19 protein-coding genes are annotated in these 17,005 nt (G+C 67.9%); 15 read left to right on the forward strand and 4 right to left on the reverse strand.

Translation table 11 applies throughout. The features are described 5' to 3' along the window. Positions 1–43: 43 nt before the first annotated feature. Genes fabZ through IV454_RS20200 form a run of 15 tightly spaced genes read left to right on the forward strand, consistent with a single transcriptional unit; the run spans position 44 to position 13,727 of the window. Positions 44–511, forward strand: coding sequence for a 3-hydroxyacyl-ACP dehydratase FabZ (fabZ, locus tag IV454_RS20130; protein ID WP_206087521.1), 468 nt, complete (start codon positions 44–46; stop codon positions 509–511). Further along, positions 508–1,710 (forward strand): beta-ketoacyl-[acyl-carrier-protein] synthase family protein, encoded by a 1,203-nt coding sequence (locus IV454_RS20135; protein WP_206087522.1) that lies wholly within the window; start codon positions 508–510, stop codon positions 1,708–1,710. Before fabZ ends, IV454_RS20135 begins: the two co-directional genes overlap by 4 nt. Beyond that, positions 1,707–2,738, forward strand: coding sequence for a beta-ketoacyl synthase N-terminal-like domain-containing protein (locus IV454_RS20140; RefSeq protein WP_206087523.1), 1,032 nt, complete (start codon positions 1,707–1,709; stop codon positions 2,736–2,738). Before IV454_RS20135 ends, IV454_RS20140 begins: the two co-directional genes overlap by 4 nt. Further along, on the forward strand, positions 2,735–4,003 hold the full coding sequence (locus IV454_RS20145; RefSeq protein ID WP_206087524.1) for a beta-ketoacyl-[acyl-carrier-protein] synthase family protein: 1,269 nt from the start codon (positions 2,735–2,737) through the stop codon (positions 4,001–4,003). Before IV454_RS20140 ends, IV454_RS20145 begins: the two co-directional genes overlap by 4 nt. Further along, entirely contained in the window at positions 4,000–5,154 is a 1,155-nt protein-coding gene (locus IV454_RS20150) for a beta-ketoacyl synthase N-terminal-like domain-containing protein (protein WP_206087525.1), read from the forward strand. Before IV454_RS20145 ends, IV454_RS20150 begins: the two co-directional genes overlap by 4 nt. Continuing rightward, positions 5,151–5,885 (forward strand): SDR family NAD(P)-dependent oxidoreductase, encoded by a 735-nt coding sequence (locus tag IV454_RS20155; protein ID WP_206087526.1) that lies wholly within the window; start codon positions 5,151–5,153, stop codon positions 5,883–5,885. Before IV454_RS20150 ends, IV454_RS20155 begins: the two co-directional genes overlap by 4 nt. Continuing rightward, positions 5,882–6,556: a nitroreductase family protein gene (locus IV454_RS20160; RefSeq protein WP_206087527.1), complete on the forward strand. Its 675-nt coding sequence runs from the start codon at positions 5,882–5,884 to the stop codon at positions 6,554–6,556. The genes IV454_RS20155 and IV454_RS20160 overlap by 4 nt, the downstream gene beginning before the upstream one ends. After that, a complete protein-coding gene (locus IV454_RS20165) occupies positions 6,557–6,970 on the forward strand; it encodes an acyl carrier protein (protein WP_206087528.1) in 414 nt (137 codons plus the stop codon). A 4-nt stretch (positions 6,971–6,974) separates the two neighbouring features. Beyond that, on the forward strand, positions 6,975–8,021 hold the full coding sequence (locus IV454_RS20170; protein ID WP_206087529.1) for a hypothetical protein: 1,047 nt from the start codon (positions 6,975–6,977) through the stop codon (positions 8,019–8,021). Further along, entirely contained in the window at positions 8,018–9,385 is a 1,368-nt protein-coding gene (locus tag IV454_RS20175) for an aspartate aminotransferase family protein (RefSeq protein WP_206087530.1), read from the forward strand. Before IV454_RS20170 ends, IV454_RS20175 begins: the two co-directional genes overlap by 4 nt. After that, positions 9,373–10,410 (forward strand): radical SAM/SPASM domain-containing protein, encoded by a 1,038-nt coding sequence (locus tag IV454_RS20180; protein WP_206087531.1) that lies wholly within the window; start codon positions 9,373–9,375, stop codon positions 10,408–10,410. The genes IV454_RS20175 and IV454_RS20180 overlap by 13 nt, the downstream gene beginning before the upstream one ends. Further along, positions 10,407–11,198: an SDR family NAD(P)-dependent oxidoreductase gene (locus tag IV454_RS20185; protein WP_206087532.1), complete on the forward strand. Its 792-nt coding sequence runs from the start codon at positions 10,407–10,409 to the stop codon at positions 11,196–11,198. The genes IV454_RS20180 and IV454_RS20185 overlap by 4 nt, the downstream gene beginning before the upstream one ends. Then, a complete protein-coding gene (locus tag IV454_RS20190; protein ID WP_206087533.1) occupies positions 11,198–12,496 on the forward strand; it encodes an aspartate aminotransferase family protein in 1,299 nt (432 codons plus the stop codon). Before IV454_RS20185 ends, IV454_RS20190 begins: the two co-directional genes overlap by 1 nt. Continuing rightward, positions 12,493–13,194 (forward strand): SDR family NAD(P)-dependent oxidoreductase, encoded by a 702-nt coding sequence (locus IV454_RS20195; RefSeq protein WP_206087534.1) that lies wholly within the window; start codon positions 12,493–12,495, stop codon positions 13,192–13,194. Before IV454_RS20190 ends, IV454_RS20195 begins: the two co-directional genes overlap by 4 nt. Then, positions 13,191–13,727, forward strand: a complete 537-nt coding sequence (locus IV454_RS20200; protein WP_206087535.1) for a hypothetical protein — start codon at positions 13,191–13,193, stop codon at positions 13,725–13,727. Before IV454_RS20195 ends, IV454_RS20200 begins: the two co-directional genes overlap by 4 nt. On the opposite strand, the gene IV454_RS20205 is transcribed toward IV454_RS20200, so the two are convergent. The 4 genes from IV454_RS20205 to IV454_RS20220 are packed head-to-tail and all read right to left on the reverse strand — an operon-like array spanning position 13,720 to position 17,001. After that, positions 13,720–14,724 (reverse strand): lysylphosphatidylglycerol synthase transmembrane domain-containing protein, encoded by a 1,005-nt coding sequence (locus IV454_RS20205; RefSeq protein ID WP_206087536.1) that lies wholly within the window; start codon positions 14,722–14,724, stop codon positions 13,720–13,722. The two genes, IV454_RS20200 and IV454_RS20205, sit on opposite strands and share 8 nt — an antisense overlap. Continuing rightward, positions 14,721–15,386 carry a phospholipase C/P1 nuclease family protein gene (locus IV454_RS20210; protein WP_206087537.1) on the reverse strand — a complete coding sequence of 222 codons (666 nt, stop codon included), beginning with the start codon at positions 15,384–15,386 and terminating at the stop codon, positions 14,721–14,723. Before IV454_RS20210 ends, IV454_RS20205 begins: the two co-directional genes overlap by 4 nt. Continuing rightward, entirely contained in the window at positions 15,383–15,553 is a 171-nt protein-coding gene (locus IV454_RS20215; RefSeq protein ID WP_206087538.1) for a hypothetical protein, read from the reverse strand. The genes IV454_RS20210 and IV454_RS20215 overlap by 4 nt, the downstream gene beginning before the upstream one ends. Further along, a complete protein-coding gene (locus IV454_RS20220) occupies positions 15,550–17,001 on the reverse strand; it encodes a radical SAM protein (RefSeq protein WP_206087539.1) in 1,452 nt (483 codons plus the stop codon). Before IV454_RS20220 ends, IV454_RS20215 begins: the two co-directional genes overlap by 4 nt. Positions 17,002–17,005: the final 4 nt, after the last annotated feature.

A 17,005-nucleotide genomic window follows, 5' to 3' on the forward strand; every position in this document is an offset into this window, starting at 1 on the left:
GAGGGCTGCCGGCGGCAATCGACAAGGGCAAAGGTCAGGGCGGATGCGATACATACTTCTCGATAGAATTACGGCGCTTCAGCCGCCGCAACTGGCTTTGGGAGTCAAATGTGTGTCGCTGTCGGACGACATTTTCGCCGACCATTTCCCCGGCCATCCCGTCATGCCCGGCGCGATGATCATTGAATCGATGGCGCAGCTGGGAGGCGTGCTGGTCGAAGCGAGCATGCGCGAGCAAGGCCGCCATGACCTGCATGCGCTGCTGGTCACGGTGGACCGCGCCAAGTTCCGTCACCAGGTGCGCGCCGGCGACAAGATGGAACTCGAATGCCACGGCATCGTGGTGCATGAAGACGGCGGCCAGGTGCGTGCACTGGCGCGCGTGGATGGCAAACTGGTCGCCGAGGCCGAACTGGCCTTCGCCTTTGCCCGCGTGACCAATCCAAAACTGCTGGCGCGGCGCCGCGAGGTGCTCAATATCTGGCTCACCGGCTCGGCCGAAGAGCCATGACACAGGTGCGGGTGTTCGTGCGTGGCGTCGGCGCCATCACGGCATTAGGCGCGAACTGGCCCGCCTCGCTGCAGGCGCTGGCGGCCGGGCGCAGCGCCGTCAAGCAGGTAGCCGGCTTCGACGTGACGGGCTTTCCCTCCACGGCCGGTGCCGAAATCCACAATTTTACCCACACCGGCGAGCGCCGCCTTGCGCTGGCCCGGGTAGCCGCGCGCGAAGCGTGGCAGGCCGCCGGGCTGGATGTGGCTCCCGACCGTCTTGGCATCTTCCTCGGCGCCGAATCGGGTCGCGCGCCGTTCGCCACCTTGCATGAACTGACCCTTGGCGCCGGCGGCGGCGCGCGCTTCGATCATGCGCAATTCGGCGTCAAGGCCGCCGCGCTGGTGGCCGACTTCGACGCCTCCATCATCTCGCCGGCCGCCGTCACGTCGGCGCTCGCCCTCGAATACGGCGCCCACGGCCCGGCCGTAACGATCTCGCTGGCCTGCGCGTCCGGCGCGAGCGCGATTGCCGAAGCGGCGCGGGCGATCCGGCTCGGCGTATGCGACGTGGCCGTGTGCGGCGGCGTCGGCGCCGATGTCGACCCGATGATGCTGGCCGGCTTCGGCAAGGTCGGCGCGCTCAGTGCGCGCGGCGTCTCGTGCCCGTTCGACCTGCGGCGCGACGGCTTTGTGGTCGGCGAGGGGGCCGCCATGGTGGTGTTGTCGCGCGAACGCGGCGACGCATCGGTCGAACTGGCCGGCGAAGGCCGCAGCCTCGACGCCCATCACCTCACCGCGCCCGACCCGCAGGGCGACGGCGCCGCGCGCGCCATGCGTACCGCGCTCGCCGCCGCCGGCCTGGAGACGGTCGACTACATCCAGGCGCACGGCACGTCGACGCCACTCAACGATGCGGTGGAAGCACTGGCGTTGCGGCGCGTGCTTGGCGCGAGTCTCGACACTGCCCATGTCAGCTCGGTAAAAGGGGCGCTCGGCCATTGGATCGCCGGTGCCGGCGCGCTCGGCTTCCTGTGCGCACACGCGGCGCTGGATCAGGGCATCGTGCTGCCGACCGCGAACCTGAACGAACCCGATCCGGCATGCGCGCTGCCGCATGTGATGGGCAGCGCGATCCGCAGGGTTGTAAACGTCGCCTTGGTCAACGCCTTTGCCTTCGGCGGCGCCAATTGCAGCCTGGTGGCGAGGCGCTGCGCGTGAGGCAGGTGTTCGTCTCCGGCGCGGCGGCTGTCAGCGCATTCGGCTTCGACTGGCGCGAACTGGCTGGCGCCGTCATCGGCGGCCGTAACGGTTTTGCGCCCGGCAGCCAGCTTTCAGCGACCCACGGCCCTGTGATGGCGGCCGAAGTGCCTGCGATACCAGCCGATATCGATGTCGATGCACGTGCGCGCAAGCTGATGGCGCATCCTGCTCGGCTGGCCGCCGTCGCCCTGCGTCTCGCGCTGGACGATGCGCGCTGGCCTGCGACACAGCGCGAGCAGGCGGCGTTGTACCTTGGTGTCGGCGCATCCGGCTGCGCCATGATTGAGTTGACGCGCATGCTGGCGGCCAGCATCGTCGATCACGAATTTTCGCTGGAGCGTTTCGGCGGTGCGGGCCTGGCCGCCTGCAATCCCTTGTTCGCGTTCCAGCTGATGAACAACTTCACCTTGTGCCACGGCGCGATCCTGAACGGCACCGGTGGCCCCAACGGCGCCTTCTATTCCCGCGGTACCGGTACGGTGGCGGCACTGGCGGAAGCACACTGGCTGGTGCAGTCCGGCGAATGCGACACGGCGCTGGCCGGTGGCGCGGATTCGGCCCTGCATCCGGTCACCTGGACCCAGCTCGACGCCGCCGGTTATCCCGCGCGCGGCTTCGTTCCGGCGGAAGGCGCCGGCTTGCTGGCCTTGTCCGCGTCCGCCGACGGCGCGCTGGCGACACTCGATGCCGTCAGCTTCCACAGCGCGCGCGCCTGGGAGCGCAATGCGGACTTGCTGCTCAATGAAGCGCCCGACGACACCCTCATCGTGCTCGCGCCATGGGGCAGCGAGGCGCGCACCCGCCTTGGCAACCACGATGCGCTCGACGTCGGCCTGTGTCTCGGCGACGCGCTGGCGGCTGCGCCGGCGCTGGCCTGGTGCGTGGCGCTCGACCTGATCAGAACGGGCCGCTGCCGGCGCGCCATCGTTATCAGCAGCGGCATCGACGGCGGCCTTGGTGTCGCACGTTTCGGGAGCGCGGCATGACGCGCGCAGTCATCACGGGCGTGGGCGCCGTCAGCGCATTCGGGGTCGGCGTGCCGGCGCTGTTCGACGGCCTGGCCGATGGGCGCAGTTGCATCGCCCCGATCCGCTCGTTCGACGCCGCAGCGTTCGATACCCGGGTCGCATGCGAAGTGGCCGGCGGCGCCATCGGGCGTGACTGGCTGCGCGCGCATCTCGGCGACCTGGGTGATGCGGAAACTGTGCTCGACGGGTACGAACGCGCAGGCGCATGGCGCGACCGCAAATGCATGTTCGCGCTGCTGGCCGCCATCGAAGCATGGCGCATGGCTGGCTGCGGGCAGGGCGACGACGAAGCATCGATGGTGATGGCGCTCGGCCTCGAACAGGCGTTCCTCGACGATTTCGGCCCCATGTTCAGCGGCCAGGCCATCGATTGGTCGGTCGGCGGGCACACCGGCATTCGCTTCCGGTCCGACGTCGACCTTGGTGCGCGCCTGGTCGGCGACGTGCTTGGCCTGTACGGCCAGACCATCGTTAACGCCTCGGCGTGCGCCGCAGGGGGGCTGGCCATCGCCCAGGCGGCATCGCTGATCGAGCGCGGCTCCGCGTCCATCGTCCTGTGCGGCGGCGCCGATTCGATGGTCAACCCGTTCGGACTGGGAGGCATGTCGCGCCTCGGTGCACCGTCGCCGCGCAACGACAGCGACGCCTGCCGCCCGTTCGACCTGCGCCGCGATGGCTTGGTAATCGGCGAGGGCGCCGCCATGTTCGTCATCGAATCGGAGCAGCGTGCAGCCAGCCGAGGTGCGCGCGTATTGGCCAGGGTACTTGGTCACGGCAGCACCCAGGATGCGTACCGGGTCACGGCGCCGCGTCCGGACGGTGCGGCCGCGCAGCGGGCAATGGAGCTCGCACTCAGGCGCGCGCAGCTCGCGCCACGCGACATCGGCTATATCAACGCCCATGGCACCGGCACGCCGCTCAACGACGTGGCTGAAGCGCGCGCCATCGCCGCCGTATTCGGCCCCGGCGCGGTCCCCGTCAGCTCGGTCAAGGGCGCAATCGGCCACCTGATGGCGGCATCGGGCGCGATCGAAGCGGCGGCCTGCCTGCTTGCGTTCGAGCGCAATCTGCTGCCGGGAACGGCCAACCACCGCGACCTGGACCCGCAATGCGAGGTGGACGTGATCCGTGTGCCGCGCGCGGCGAGCGTCGACGCGGTACTCAGTAATTCATTCGGCTTCGGCGGCCAGAACGTATCCCTGATCCTCGGGAGGCCGGCATGAAGGCGGCTTTGACCGGCCGCGCATGGCGCACGCCGCTCGGGTCAAGCATCGACGAGGTGGTCGAGCACCTGCTGGCCGGCGAGCGCGCGGCGCAGCCAAATGCGCGCTTCGACGCGCGCAGCTACGCCTGCACCCTGGCCGCCACCATCGCCGCGCCGCCGGCACCGTCGCGCCATGCACGCTTCCTGCGCCGTATGGGCTTGTACGCGGTCGAAGTGGCGGCCGAGGCGATGGCGGACGCCGGCGTGACCGGCAGCGACAGGGTAGGGCTGTTCTTCGGTTACGGCGGCCTGCGCGCCCACTGGGACGACCTGATGCCGGCGTTCGAGCACCAGCGCTCCGATGGTGAGGGGGCATGGAATCGTGGCCTCGCTCTGCTCCATCCGTTCTGGATCCTGCAGCACCTGTCGAACAATGCGCACGCCATCGCCGCGCAGGAGCTGGGTGCGCGCGGCGAAGGTGCGACCTATGGCGGCGCCAATGCGGGCGCGCAGGCGCTGGCCGGCGCAATCCGCGCGCTGGCCGCGGGTGCTGTCGATGTGGCGCTCGTGGTCGGCTACGACAGCCTGGTCGAGCCGGAAACGCTGGTCGAACTGGCCGCACGCGGTTCGTCCACGCCGCACGGGATGGCAGGGCTGGCCGCTCCATACGACATGGCCGCACAGGGCTTCGTTCCCGGCGAAGCTGCCGCCGCGCTGGTATTGCAGAGGGTCGGGGAGGGCCGCGCGCTCATTCAGGCGCTGGACGGCGCCGATGGCGAAAAAGGCGAACCTCGGCCGGCGCTGCTGGCGCGACTTGCGCGCGCGCTGGCCCGGCCGGGCGATGCGGTCGATGGCTGCGGCCTGGCGCTGCCAGGTTTCGATGCGCGGGAGCGCCGCGCGGTGGCCGATATCACCGGTGCCGATGCGCCCCTCTGTTGTATCATGAGCGCCATGGGACAAATTGGCGCCGCCACTTCAGTTGTTCAAGCCATCGCGTTGGCCGAGTTGCTGCAACGCCAGTGCATGCCGCCGCTCGCCGGCGTGCGCGACGCCGCGCCCGGACCATTGCGCCCGGTCCTGCGGGCCGGGACCTCGATTCGTCGTTCCGCCATCGGCCTGTCCGCCAGCGCACCTGGCCTGGCCGGCATCGTCCGCGTGGAGCTGCCATGAAAACCGCGCTTGTCACCGGCGGCTCGCGCGGCATCGGCGCGGCCATTGTGCTCGAACTGGCGCGCAAGGGATTCACCGTCATCCTCAATTACCGCAACGACGATGCCGCCGCCGCCGACATCGCCGAACAGGTTGCGTTAATCGGCGGCGAATGCATGCTCGCGCGCGCCGACGTCTCGAACGCGGCGCAGGTCGATGCGCTGTTCGCCGACATCGACAGCAAATTCGGCCAGCTCGATGTCCTCGTCTGCAACGCCGGGGTGCTGCGCGATACGCTGCTCGGCGCCAGCGAGCCGGCCGACTTCGATGACATTTTTTCGGTGAATATTTCGGGTGTCGTCAATTGCTGCCGCCAGGCGTCGCGGCGCATGGTGTCGCGCCGGCGCGGCGTGATCGTCAACATGTCGTCGGTGGCTGCAACGCGTCCCGGCCGGGGCCAGAGCAACTACGCCGCCTCCAAAGGCGCCGTCGAAGCTTTTACCAAGGCGCTCGCGGTCGAACTGGCGCCGCGCGGCATTCGCGTCAACGCGGTGGCGCCGGGTGTGATCGACACCGACATGACGCGCGACATTCGCGCCCTCGCCCCGGAAGAACTGAACAAGCGCATCCTGCTCAAACGCGTTGGCAGCGCGCGCGAAGTGGCTGCCGTCGTGGCCTTCCTGTGCAGCGACGACGCCAGCTACGTCACCGCCCAGGTGTGGAACGTCGATGGAGGATTCAAGGCGGAATGAACGAACAGACCACCCTGGACTGGTTTCTCTCGCGGCGCAGCACGCGCGAATTCACCGACCGCCCGGTCGGGCGCGAAACGATCGAGCGCCTGCTCCTGGCCGCGACCAGCGCGCCATCGGCCAGCAACCGCCAGCCGTGGCAGTTCGCGGTGGTGCGTTCGCGCAGCCTGCGTGCCAGCATTGTCGACGCCGTGCGCGAACGCGCCGACGAGATGAAGGCGGTGATCGCGCGCGGCCACCATGCCGAGGACTTCGGCAGTTATGGCGACTTTTTCCACGAACCGTTGATGAGCGCCGCCGTGATCATCATTCCGCAGTACCGCGAATTCCCCGACCTGATCGCCAACCTGCTCGCCTCCGGCGGCGCCGATCCGTCCGCGTACCACACGGCTGGCGCCATGCAGGCCGAACTTTGCTCCACCAGCGCCGCCGTCATGAACCTCCTGCTGCAGGCCCACGCCAGCGGCCTTGGCGGATGCTGGATGGCGGGGCCGATGATCGCGCGCGAACGCATTTGTGCGCTGCTCGGCATCGCCGCGCCGTGGCAGATGGTCGGCGCGATTGCGCTGGGCTACCCGGCCGGCCCTGTACCCGAACAAAAACCGCGCAAACCGCTGGGCCGCGTGGCCCGCTGGTTTGACGACGAATATACCGACGAGGAATCCAATTAAATGACCACCACAACTCCCCAGGAAATCGAAGACACCGTGCGCGCCATCGTGGCCGAATCGCTGGCCATTCCCGCCAGCGACGTGCCGCCGACGGTCAGCCTGATCGGCGAACTGGGTGCCGAGTCGCTCGATTTTCTCGATATTGTGTTCAAGCTCGAACGCACCTATGGCATCCAGGTCACGCGCGGCGAACTGGAGCGGGCCGCGCGCGGCGACATGTCCGACGACGAGTTCGCGCCCGGCGGCGTGATTTCGGACGCGGGCCTGGCGCGCCTGCGCGAACTGATGCCGGAAGTGGCAGACCAGATCAAACCGGGCCTGCATCCGGGCCAGATTCTCAGCCTGTTCACCGTGCAGACGTTTGTGCACCTGGTGGTCGGCAAACTCGCACAGCGCAGCAGCAACGTCGCCTGATCCGATGACACGCTGGATCGGCGGCCCGGTATTCGATGCCTGCTTCTTTTTCGGCAGTGGCGTCGTCGCGCTGATGGCGGGCTTGCTGATGCTGGCCGCACCAGGCACCGTGCTGCCCATGTGGTTCGCCTGGATCTGGCTGGTGGAGGGTCCGCACCTGCTGGCCACCTGGCAGCGCACCTACCTCGACGCCGATTTCCGGCGCGAGCGTGGGCGCCTGCTGTGGACCAGCCTTGCCTGGCTGCTGCCCGGTCCCGTTTTGCTGGCGGCATCGTGGATCAGCGGCCGTCCCGAACCTTTTTTGCTATTCCTCGGCGCCGTGGCGCTGTGGTCCTTCCATCACGGTGTGCGCCAGCACCACGGCATCTTGTCGGTGTACCAGCGCCTTGGCGACGCCGATGCCGCCGCCCGCAAGGCCGACAAGCTTCTGCTGCACGGCATCCTGTGGGTGGCCTTCGGCCTGCTCGCGCTGGCGCATCCTGCCAACGTCGACCTGGCGGCGCGCGTATCGTGGGGTACGTACGCGATTGCCGCGCTGGCCGCGCTGCTGGTGGCGGCCATGGTGCTGTGGGCCGTGCTGCTGGTGCGGCGCTGGCGCGGCGGCAGCGCGGTCCTGCCAGGAATTTTCGGTCTCGTGGTCGCCGTGGGAACGACCCTGTTCTCGCTGTTCGCGGTTGGCATGCGCGAGCCGCTGCTGGCCAATCCGCTCACGACCGAACAGGTGTTCATGGCCGCGACCATCGTCGGCGGAACCTTGCACGGCTTGCAGTACATCGGCATCGTCGTCGCCACCGAGCGCCGGCGCGCGCGCTCCGGCATGGCGGCGCGACGGGTGTATGCCCTCATGTTGGCCGCGTCGCTGCTGTACGTCGCCTTGAACGTGGCGCGCGGCGGGGCTCCGGTGGGTGCGGCGCCAGGATCGGCATCCGCCCAGGTGTTCCTGGCGCTGTACTGGGGCCTGTTCTGCCACCACTTCTGGCTCGATCAGAAGATCTGGCGGCCATCGTCGGATGCGCGCCTGCGCGCCGAACTCGGACTGGAGGCGGCATGAAACAGAGCGAACATCCTGTCTCGCAAACCTACGCGAAATACATCAATCCGTCCTTCATCCAGTTGCTGGGCGTGCTCGGCTACGGGCGCGTGTTCACGCGCGCCAGCGATGTCTGGCTGTGGGACAGCGAGGGACGGCGCTACCTGGACTGCCTGGCCGGTTTCGGCTCGGTCAACCTGGGCCACAATCACCCGGCGCTGATCGCGCGCCTGCACCAGCTGCTGGACGATCAGGTGCTGCACTTCTGCCACACCGGGCCAGCCGCCGGCGCGGCCGCGCTGGCCGAGGCGCTCGCGAAACGGCTCTCCGCGCCGCTGGAAATCAGTCTGTTCGCCAGCAGCGGAGCCGAGGCGGTGGAAGCGGGCCTCAAGCTGGCGCGCGCCGCCACCGGCCGCAACGACTTTGTATCGTGCGACGGCGGCTTTCATGGCACCACGCTCGGCACCTTGTCGGTGATGGGCGCCGAGCGCCTGCGCCAGCCTTTCGAACCGCTGCTGGCCGGCTGCCACCGCATTCCTTTCGGCGACCTGGAGGCGCTGGAACGCGCCCTCAAGGCGCACAAGCCTGCTGCGTTCCTGGTCGAACCGCTGCAGGCGGAAGGTGGCGTGATCCTGCCGCCGCCGGGCTATTTGCGGGCCGCGCAGGAGCTGTGCCGCGCGCGCGGCACCTTGCTCGTCCTCGACGAAATCCAGACCGGCCTTGGCCGCACCGGCACCTTGTTCGCGCACGAAGCCGAGGGCGTCGTGCCCGATGTGCTGTGCCTCGCCAAGGCGCTCTCTGGCGGGCTGGCCGCCATTTCGGTGGCGGTGACGTCGCGCGCGTTGTTCGACAAGGCATACGGTGGCGCGGGGCGCTTCGATCTGCACAGTTCCACCTATCAGGGCAACGCGCTGGCCTGCGCCGCTGCCCTGAAGACACTGGAGCTGATCGACGACGAGGATCTGGTCGCGCGCGGTGCCCTGCGCGGCGCGCGCCTGCTGGACGGCCTGCGCGAGCGCCTGCGCGGGCACCCGCTGGTCAAGGAAGTGCGCGGGCGCGGACTGCTGGTCGGGATCGAGTTCGGGCCGACCGGCAGCTCCTGGCTCGACAAGCTGGCGCCGTCGTTGGTGGACAAGGTCTCCGAAGGCATGTTCGGCCAGTGGGTCGCGGTCAGGCTGCTGGAGGCGGGCTTCCTGGCGCAGCCGGCGTCGTCGCGCTGGAACGTGCTGCGGCTCGAACCGCCGCTGACCATCGGCGAGGAGGAAATCGACTCGGTGGTGGAGGCGGTCGGCACGATTCTCGACGAGTACAGGGGCATCGCGCCCATCGTGGCGGACGTGACGCGCCGCGCGGGCGCGCAATGGAGGGATGGATGGCGATTCTGAAAGGGCCGGGCCTGGTCGCCCGCACCAGCCGCGACCTGCGGTTCATGGGCGGCATCTTGCGCAAGCAGCCGTTCCAGGTGCTGGTGCAGGTCACCAACCGCTGCAATATGCGCTGCTCGTTCTGCGGCTTCTGGCCCAACGGCGTCGCTCCGCGCCTTGAACTGACAGTGGCCGACTACCAGCGCGTGGCGGCCGAACTGGCGCGGATCGGCACGTTTCTGGTGTCGGTCGAAGGTGGCGAGCCGTTGCTGCGCCCGGACATCATCGAGATCGTGCGCGCTTTTGGCGAACGCCATGCGCCGGTCCTGTACACCAACGGCTGGTTTGTCGACGACGCCAAAGCGGCGGGACTGTTCGCGGCCGGCGTGGCGCAGGTCGGCGTGTCGATCGACTTTGGCGACGCCGCGCGCCACGACCAGAAACGAAGGCTGGACGGCGCGTTCGAGCAAGCCTGGCGTGCCGTGGACACCCTGCTGGCGCATGCGCCCCATGGCGGCAAGCAGGTACACGTGATGACGATCCTGATGAAGGAAAACCAGGACGATGTGGAAAAACTGCTGCAAATGAGCGCGGCGCGCGGCGTCGGCCACTGCGTCACCTTGCTCTCGACCGACGGGTTCAGGCGCAGCAAGAGCGAGGAGGACCAGCTCCCGGATACCTCGCTCAGCGCCCGAATGCTCGACCTGTGGCAGCGCTATCCCCATTTGCGTACCTTCCGCGATTACCTCGAACGCATGGATGCCTTCGTCGAACGCGGCCCCATGCCGGCCTGCCACGCCGGCGAGCAGTCCTTTAACATCGACCACCTCGGTAACGTATCGCCCTGCATCGAACGAATCGACTCGGTGGTCGGCAATGTGCGTGACGAGCCGCTGGCGCAGATCGTTACCCGCATGCAGGGACTCGATTCGGTGGCGCGCTGCCAGGATTGCTGGACCCTGTGCCGCGGCTTCACACAGGCGCTGGGGCAGGGCTCCACCCTGCGCTCGCTAACGGACCTTTCCACGCGCATGCGCTCCCAATGAACCATGAAACGGACCACCCTGTGATCGACCCCGATGCTTTCGCGCCGCCGTTGCGGCTGGCTGGAAAACGCTGCCTGGTGACGGGCGGCTCGCGCAACCTGGGCCGCGCCATCTGCCTGGCCTTCGCCGCCGCCGGCGCGCGCGTCGCGTTCACCTATGTCAAGGACGACGAACAGGTCGAAGTCACCCGCGCCATGCTGCGCGATCTGGGCGCCGAGCCGCTGGTGTTCAAGGGATCGGTCACCGATGCGGCGCACGCCAGGAGCACCGTCAACGCCATCGTCGCCGAATGGGAGGGGCTCGATATCCTTGTCAACAACGCCGGCGTGATGCAGGTGCTGCCGATCGCCTTGCTGGAAGAAGACGACTGGGACCTGGTGCTCGATACCTGCCTCAAAGGTGCGTACATCTTCTCGCGCGCCGCGCTGCGGCCCATGTTGAGGGCAAAGAAGGGCCACATTCTCAATATCGGATCGATTGCCGGCGAACGGATCGTCGAGTCGCCCGTGCATTACGCCGCCGCCAAGGCTGGCCTGCAGGGGTTTACCCGCGCGCTGGCCAAGGAAGTAGGGCGCTACGGCATCGCCGTCAACGACCTGTCGGCCGGCCTGCTCGAAGCCGGCATGGGCCAGCAGGCGCCCCAGTACCGGCTGGACGACTACACTACGCACTGCCCGCTGGGGCGTACCGCCACCTTGGAAGAAACCGCCGCTTTCGTCACCTGGCTGGTGTCGGACGAAAACAGCTTCATGAGCGGCGCGCGCCTGACCTTCGACGGAGGCTTGTAATGGACCCGCTTCTGCATCAGGGCTACGATGATTTTCGCGCTTTCGTCAATCCGCTCGTGTCGATGCGCGCGAAGTTGAGCAGCGAGCCTTACCTGCTCGAACGCGTGGCGAACGGGCGCCTGATCGACACCGAGGGCAAGCCGTACACCGACCTGCTGGCCGGCTGGGGTACGCAAGCCTTCGGCCATCGTCCGCCGGCCATCGAGGCCGCGCTGATTACTTTTCTCAACGGCAGCGCGCCATCGTTCTACCCGTCCGGTATCAGCCCGTACGCCGGTTTGCTGGCCAGCCGCCTGCATGAACGCACTGGTTACGACGCGGCGTTTTTCGCCAGCGGCGGCACCGAGGCGGTCGAAGCTGCGCTCAAGCTGGCACGCGGCGCCACCGGCAGGCCGCGCATCGCCTGCATCCAGGGCGCCTACCACGGCTGTACCTTCGGCAGCGTGGCGATGATGCAGGCCGGCCCGTACCGCGACATCTTCGGACCGCACCTGCCGATGGTCGATGCGCTGCCGTTCGGCGACATGCAGGCGCTGGAAGCCGCTCTGGCCGATCCCTCGCTGGCCGCCATCGTACTCGAACCGATTCAGGTCGAAGCCGGCGTGCGCCTGCCCGATGCGGCGTATCTGGCCCGCTTGTGCCATGGTACGGGCGAGCGGGGAGTGCTGCTGGTGGCCGACGAAATCCAGACCGGCCTGGGACGCACCGGGCGCTTTTTGTCGAGCGAAAACTGGCCACGCCGGCCCGACGTGGTCACACTCGGCAAGGCCCTGGGCGGTGGCCTGATGCCGCTGTCGGTGATGCTGACCCGCCGTGCGATTTTCGATGGCGTGTACGGCAAATTTGCACTGGCCGAGGCGCACGCCTCCACCTTCAGCGGCAATGCGCTGGCCTGCGTAGCCGAGCTGGCGGCGCTCGACCTGCTGGACGCCACGATGCTGGCCGAGGTGCGGCGCAAGGGCCGCCTGCTGCGCGACGCCCTCGACGAATGGGTGGCGCCGTCGCCGCTGGTCAAGGCCATCCATGGCGAAGGCCTGATGCTGGGTATCGAGCTCGACGCCCCTGATCATCCGTGCTACCAGTTCGACTACCTGGGCGTGCCCGAACTGGCCTCGCAGCCGGCCATCGGCATGCTGCTCGTGCACCGGCTTTACAAGGCCGGCTACATCACGCAGATCTGCGGCCACGCGTGGCAGGTGCTGCGCGTGCAGCCATCGTTCACGATATCCGACGACGAACTGCTGGCGTGCGTGCATGCGCTGCGCGACGCGCTCGACTTCCTGTGGGACCTTCAATGAAGCGCGTACTCGTACTGGGCGGCAGCGGCGCCCTGGGTTCGGCCCTGCTGCGCGAGTTGAAGCGCAGCGGCGCGGACGCCGTATTTACCTACTGCCGCGGCGCGCAGGCTGCCGCCGCCCTCGGCGACGAACTCGGTTTCGCGGCCTACGCCGCCGATTTCTTGCAGGCCGATGCGGTTCAAGCGCTGTTCGATTCGCTCGCGCGCGACGCCCGCCTGCCCGACGTGGTGGTTCATTGCGCCGGCGTGGCGCCGATTGCGCTGGTCGGCGTCGTGACGGCAGCTGCCTGGGATGCGGTGCATGCCGTGCACGGACGCGCAGCGCTGCTGTGCGCACAGCAGATGGAACAGCGCGGCCTGCGTGGCGCGCTGGTGCTAGTGGCTGCCCTGGACGGCGTGCAGCCGGTGCCCGCGCCCGCGCATTACGCTGCCAGCCAGGCTGCCATGTGGGGGCTGACCATGGCGCTGGCCAAGGAACTCGGTCCCAAGGGCATCCTGGTCAACCTCGCGGTGGTGGGCGTGCTCGATGGCGGCATCGCGGCGGCGCTCGACCCCAAGCTGCGCGAATCGTACCGGCGCTATTCGGCGCTGGGCCGCACCGGCACTTGCGCTGAGGCGGCGCGCGGCCTGCGCTGGCTCGCGCTCGAAAACACCTATTTGAACGGCGCCCAGTTCCCGCTCACGGGCGGGCTGGGATGAAGCGCGCCGGCGGCATCTTTCTGCTGCTGTTGCTGGCGGTCCTGGCGGTGCAGAAGACGCAGGAAGGCCTCGCGCCCGAACTGCTGTGGATGTGCCACGTCACCAACGCGATGCTGACGCTCGGACTGATCGCCGATTTTGCGCCGCTGATCGTCACCGGTTTCCTGTGTCAGGCGGCCATCGCCTTGCCGGCTTACGTGCTGCATGTGGCGACCAGCGGCCACACGTCGATCGCCTCGTTTCTTTTGCATTTGTCGGCGCCAGTGCTGGGAGCGATGGCGTGGCGCGGCGAGCGCATGCCGGTCGCGATCCCGTGGGCCGTGCTGGCGACCTACCAGTTGCTGATCGCGCTCAGCCAGGCATTCACGCCCGAGAGCCTGAACGTCAATCTCGCTTTCCGCCCGTGGGACCCGTTGGTAACGTTCATCCCGTGGGGCTGGCCGGTGCGGGCGCTGAACCTGGTGCTGATGCTCGCGCAACTGTACGCGGCCCGCTGGCTGTGGAATCGCTACCTGGCGAAAACGGTTAGCTGAACACCTTGGGCAGTTTCCACGCGCCGGCGCGGTGGAATTCGCGCGCCAGCACCGCCGCGCCGGGTACGGCCACCAGATACCAGCACAGAACCCGCAAGGTCACGCTCACGGCCATGCCCTGCGGCGTCAACGCCGGATCGAGCATGTAGCTGGTTGCCACTTCGGCCACGCCGATAGCGCCCGGTACCGGCGCCAGGTAGGCGACCATCAGGCTGGTCGAGAAAATCGTCAGCGCGTGCAGCCAGGTCAGCGTAAAGCCGAAATGGGTGGCCAGCAGCCAGCCGATCGCCACGTAGGTGAGCAGGAAAACGACCGACGCCAGATGGCACACCAGATGCTGTACGTCGCTCGATTTGCCGATGGCGGAAATTGCGTGCGCGCTCTGGCCGACACCGAGCAGGATTTTCTGCGACAGGCCGCCGGCCTTCATCGTTCCGGCGCGCCGTTCGGTCCAGCGCATCACCGGCCCCGGAAAAAACGCCATCAGCGCGAGCAGCAGGGCGATGCCCAGCAGCGGTGCGGTCAGCAGCGGCAAGCCAATCTGCAAGGCAGCCGGCAGCGGGATGGCGTGGCCAAAGGTGAGGGTGACGCACGACACCAGGCAAATCCACAACGTCATGTAGATGCTTTTGCTGACCGACGCCGCCAGCGCCTGCGGCAGTGGCACTCCCTGGCGCGTGAGCATGAACATCATGGCCGGCGTATGCAGTTCGGCGCTGGGCGTGAGGCTGGTGACGAAGTAGCTCACGCAGGTCAGGCGTAGGCCTTGCGCGAAACGCAGCGGGTGGCCGAGCACCGCGAGCATGCTGCGCAGGCGTATCCAGTCCAGCATGTAAAAAAAGCAGGTCAGCGCCGCGAGGCCCAGCCACAGGGGCAGGGGAATGGTGCCGATCAGGGCCAGCACGACACCGAGGCTGGAGCCGCTGGCGTGCGAGAAGAAGCGCGCGGTCAGGTAGACGGTCAGCGCGAACAGAAAGGCGAACAGGATTTTTTTCAAAGGGGACGTGTCGCTTCGATAAATTGCAGGTAGACCGCCGCCAGGTGGCCGGCGGCGGTGGGGATGATCTGTTCTGCCTGGGCCGCGAACTCGGTGCGCGTGAGCGAGCGGCGCAGGCCCAGGCGCTTGAGCAGGCGCCCCCAGTGATGGTTGGTGCGGTCCGGCGCAAAGCGGCGCGTGAATGCGGCCAGGCCGGCGGCGGCGTCGCGCGGGCTGCCGTACTGGCGCGGCACGTCGAACGGCTGCGCCGCCAGGTGCGGCCCGTTGGCCTCGACGTACCACTCGTAGCCGTCGGTCAGGTGCGCCACGCGGCTGGCGTGGACCGGGCAGGCCATGTCGATCACCAGGTGCGAGGCCATCCCCAGCTGCACGAAGGCACGCGCATGCTGGCCGGTGCGCCATGCCGCCACGGCGCGGTCGAAGCAGGCTTGCGCCTTCGCCGGCGCGCTGGCGGTCACGAACGGGATAAAGCCGCCACCGAGATAGCGCCCGGAGAAGTGGCTGAGCGACCAGTGTTCCCAGATTTTTTCCCGGCGAGGCAAGTAGATCACGTCTTCGCGGATGGCGCCCAGCACCAACGCATCGCGGAAGCGGTTCAATATCGGGTCGTCCAGCTTGCGCACCGCAAGGCCGATGACCAGCTGCAACCCGTTGTATCTCATTGGTCCTGTGCTGCCGCGGCCTGATAGCGCGCCAGCAGGGCAAGCAGTTCGCCGTAGTGGCGCCGGCCGCCGTGATCGATGCAGAACCGCGCGGCGTGCGCGAGGAACAGGGGAATGGCTTCCTCGGGCAGGTCGAGCGCGCGCAGGATATCCTGTTCGTCACTCATGATACGGTCAGCCTGCCGCTGCCGAGGGTGGCGACCGGCGCGCCCGGGGCCGCGCTGAAACGGGTGTCGCGGTCGCGGTACAGGATGTTGTAGGCACACGAGGGTACGTTGCGCCCGTCCGGCTCGCGGATACCCACGCAGCACTGGCGAATGCGGTCGGTGTCGAAGGTTTCTTCATCCATGTGCGAATGGACGTAGATCGCCTTGGAGCTTTGCTCGCCGATGCGCATGCGCTGCTCGGTCGACAGGCCGGGGCCGAACATGCGCGCCAGCAGGCCCTTGAGCGTGGCCAGCACCAGGTCGCTATCGGGGCAATCGATCTCGCCGGCCCACAGGCGCGTGATCACGTCCTGCAGCCGCAGTTCCACCTGCGGCGTCGGTTCCAGGTACAGGGTGCCAGTCAGCAGCGCGCGCAGGTCGGCGCGCTCCATGAAGCGGGTGAAGGGCAGCCAGCGCCCGTCGTCCAGGCGCAGCATGTAGGTGATCAGGTAGCACATCGGATGGCTCGACGGCGAGGGCACGAAGTCGGTGATGCGCAGCGCGCCATCGGTCTGCTGTTCCAGGTCGGCCAGCACGTCGTAGGTGGTGTAGCGCCCGCGCCGGTCGAAGCGCGATCCTCCCTGGCCGGTGAAGGTCATCGTGTGCAGTTCGACGCTGCGGATGAAGTCCTTTTCCAGCGCGAGCTTCACGAAGGCGCCCACTTCATGGTCGTTGCTGCCGCGCGCGAGCACCGGCAGCAGGGTGGTGTCGACCTTGTATTTTTCCAGCAGGGCCAGTACCCGCATCTTCGCCTGGTAAAAATTACCGCCCAACATGTCGATGTTGGTCCCCGGCGTGAACGAGTCGAACGACAGCACGATGCGCGCGTCCAGCGCGGCCAGGCGTTCGAGCAGCCACTCATCCTTGAGAAAGCGCAGGCCGTGGGTCGAGATGGTGATGCGGTTGATGCCTTCGGCGTGGCACAGCTCCACCAGCCGTTCAAAGTCCGGGTGCTGGGTCGGTTCGCCGCCGGTCAGGTTGATCATGCGGTTGCTCGGATCGGCGCGCCGCATGTGCCCCAGGATGGCGCGCAACTGGTCCTGCGACATGTGAAACGCGCCTTCGTTGCGGTTATGCGTGTAGCAGATCGGGCAATCGAGGTTGCAGGCCGAGGTAATCGGCACGATCGGCAGCAGTACCTGCTGTTCGTGGCTGGTACAGGGGCCGCAGTCGAACGGGCAGCCCTGGCTGGCCGGCGCCGCACCGGCGGGCGGGGTGAGGACCGGCGGTTCGTCCATCATTGTGTCGTACCAGGCGGCGTTCGACGAGACGATGACTTCTTCGGAGCCGTGCTGCGGGCAGCGCTTGCGCATGACGATGCGCCCCTCGCTGCGCCAGATGGTGGCGTCGATGCTGCGTTTGCAGGTCGAACACAGGCTTGTCGTTCCTCGTACCAGTTCGTCGCTCATTGAG

The sequence above is a fragment of the Massilia antarctica genome (genome assembly GCF_015689335.1).
GTDB classification, from domain to species: domain Bacteria; phylum Pseudomonadota; class Gammaproteobacteria; order Burkholderiales; family Burkholderiaceae_D; genus Telluria_A; species Telluria_A antarctica.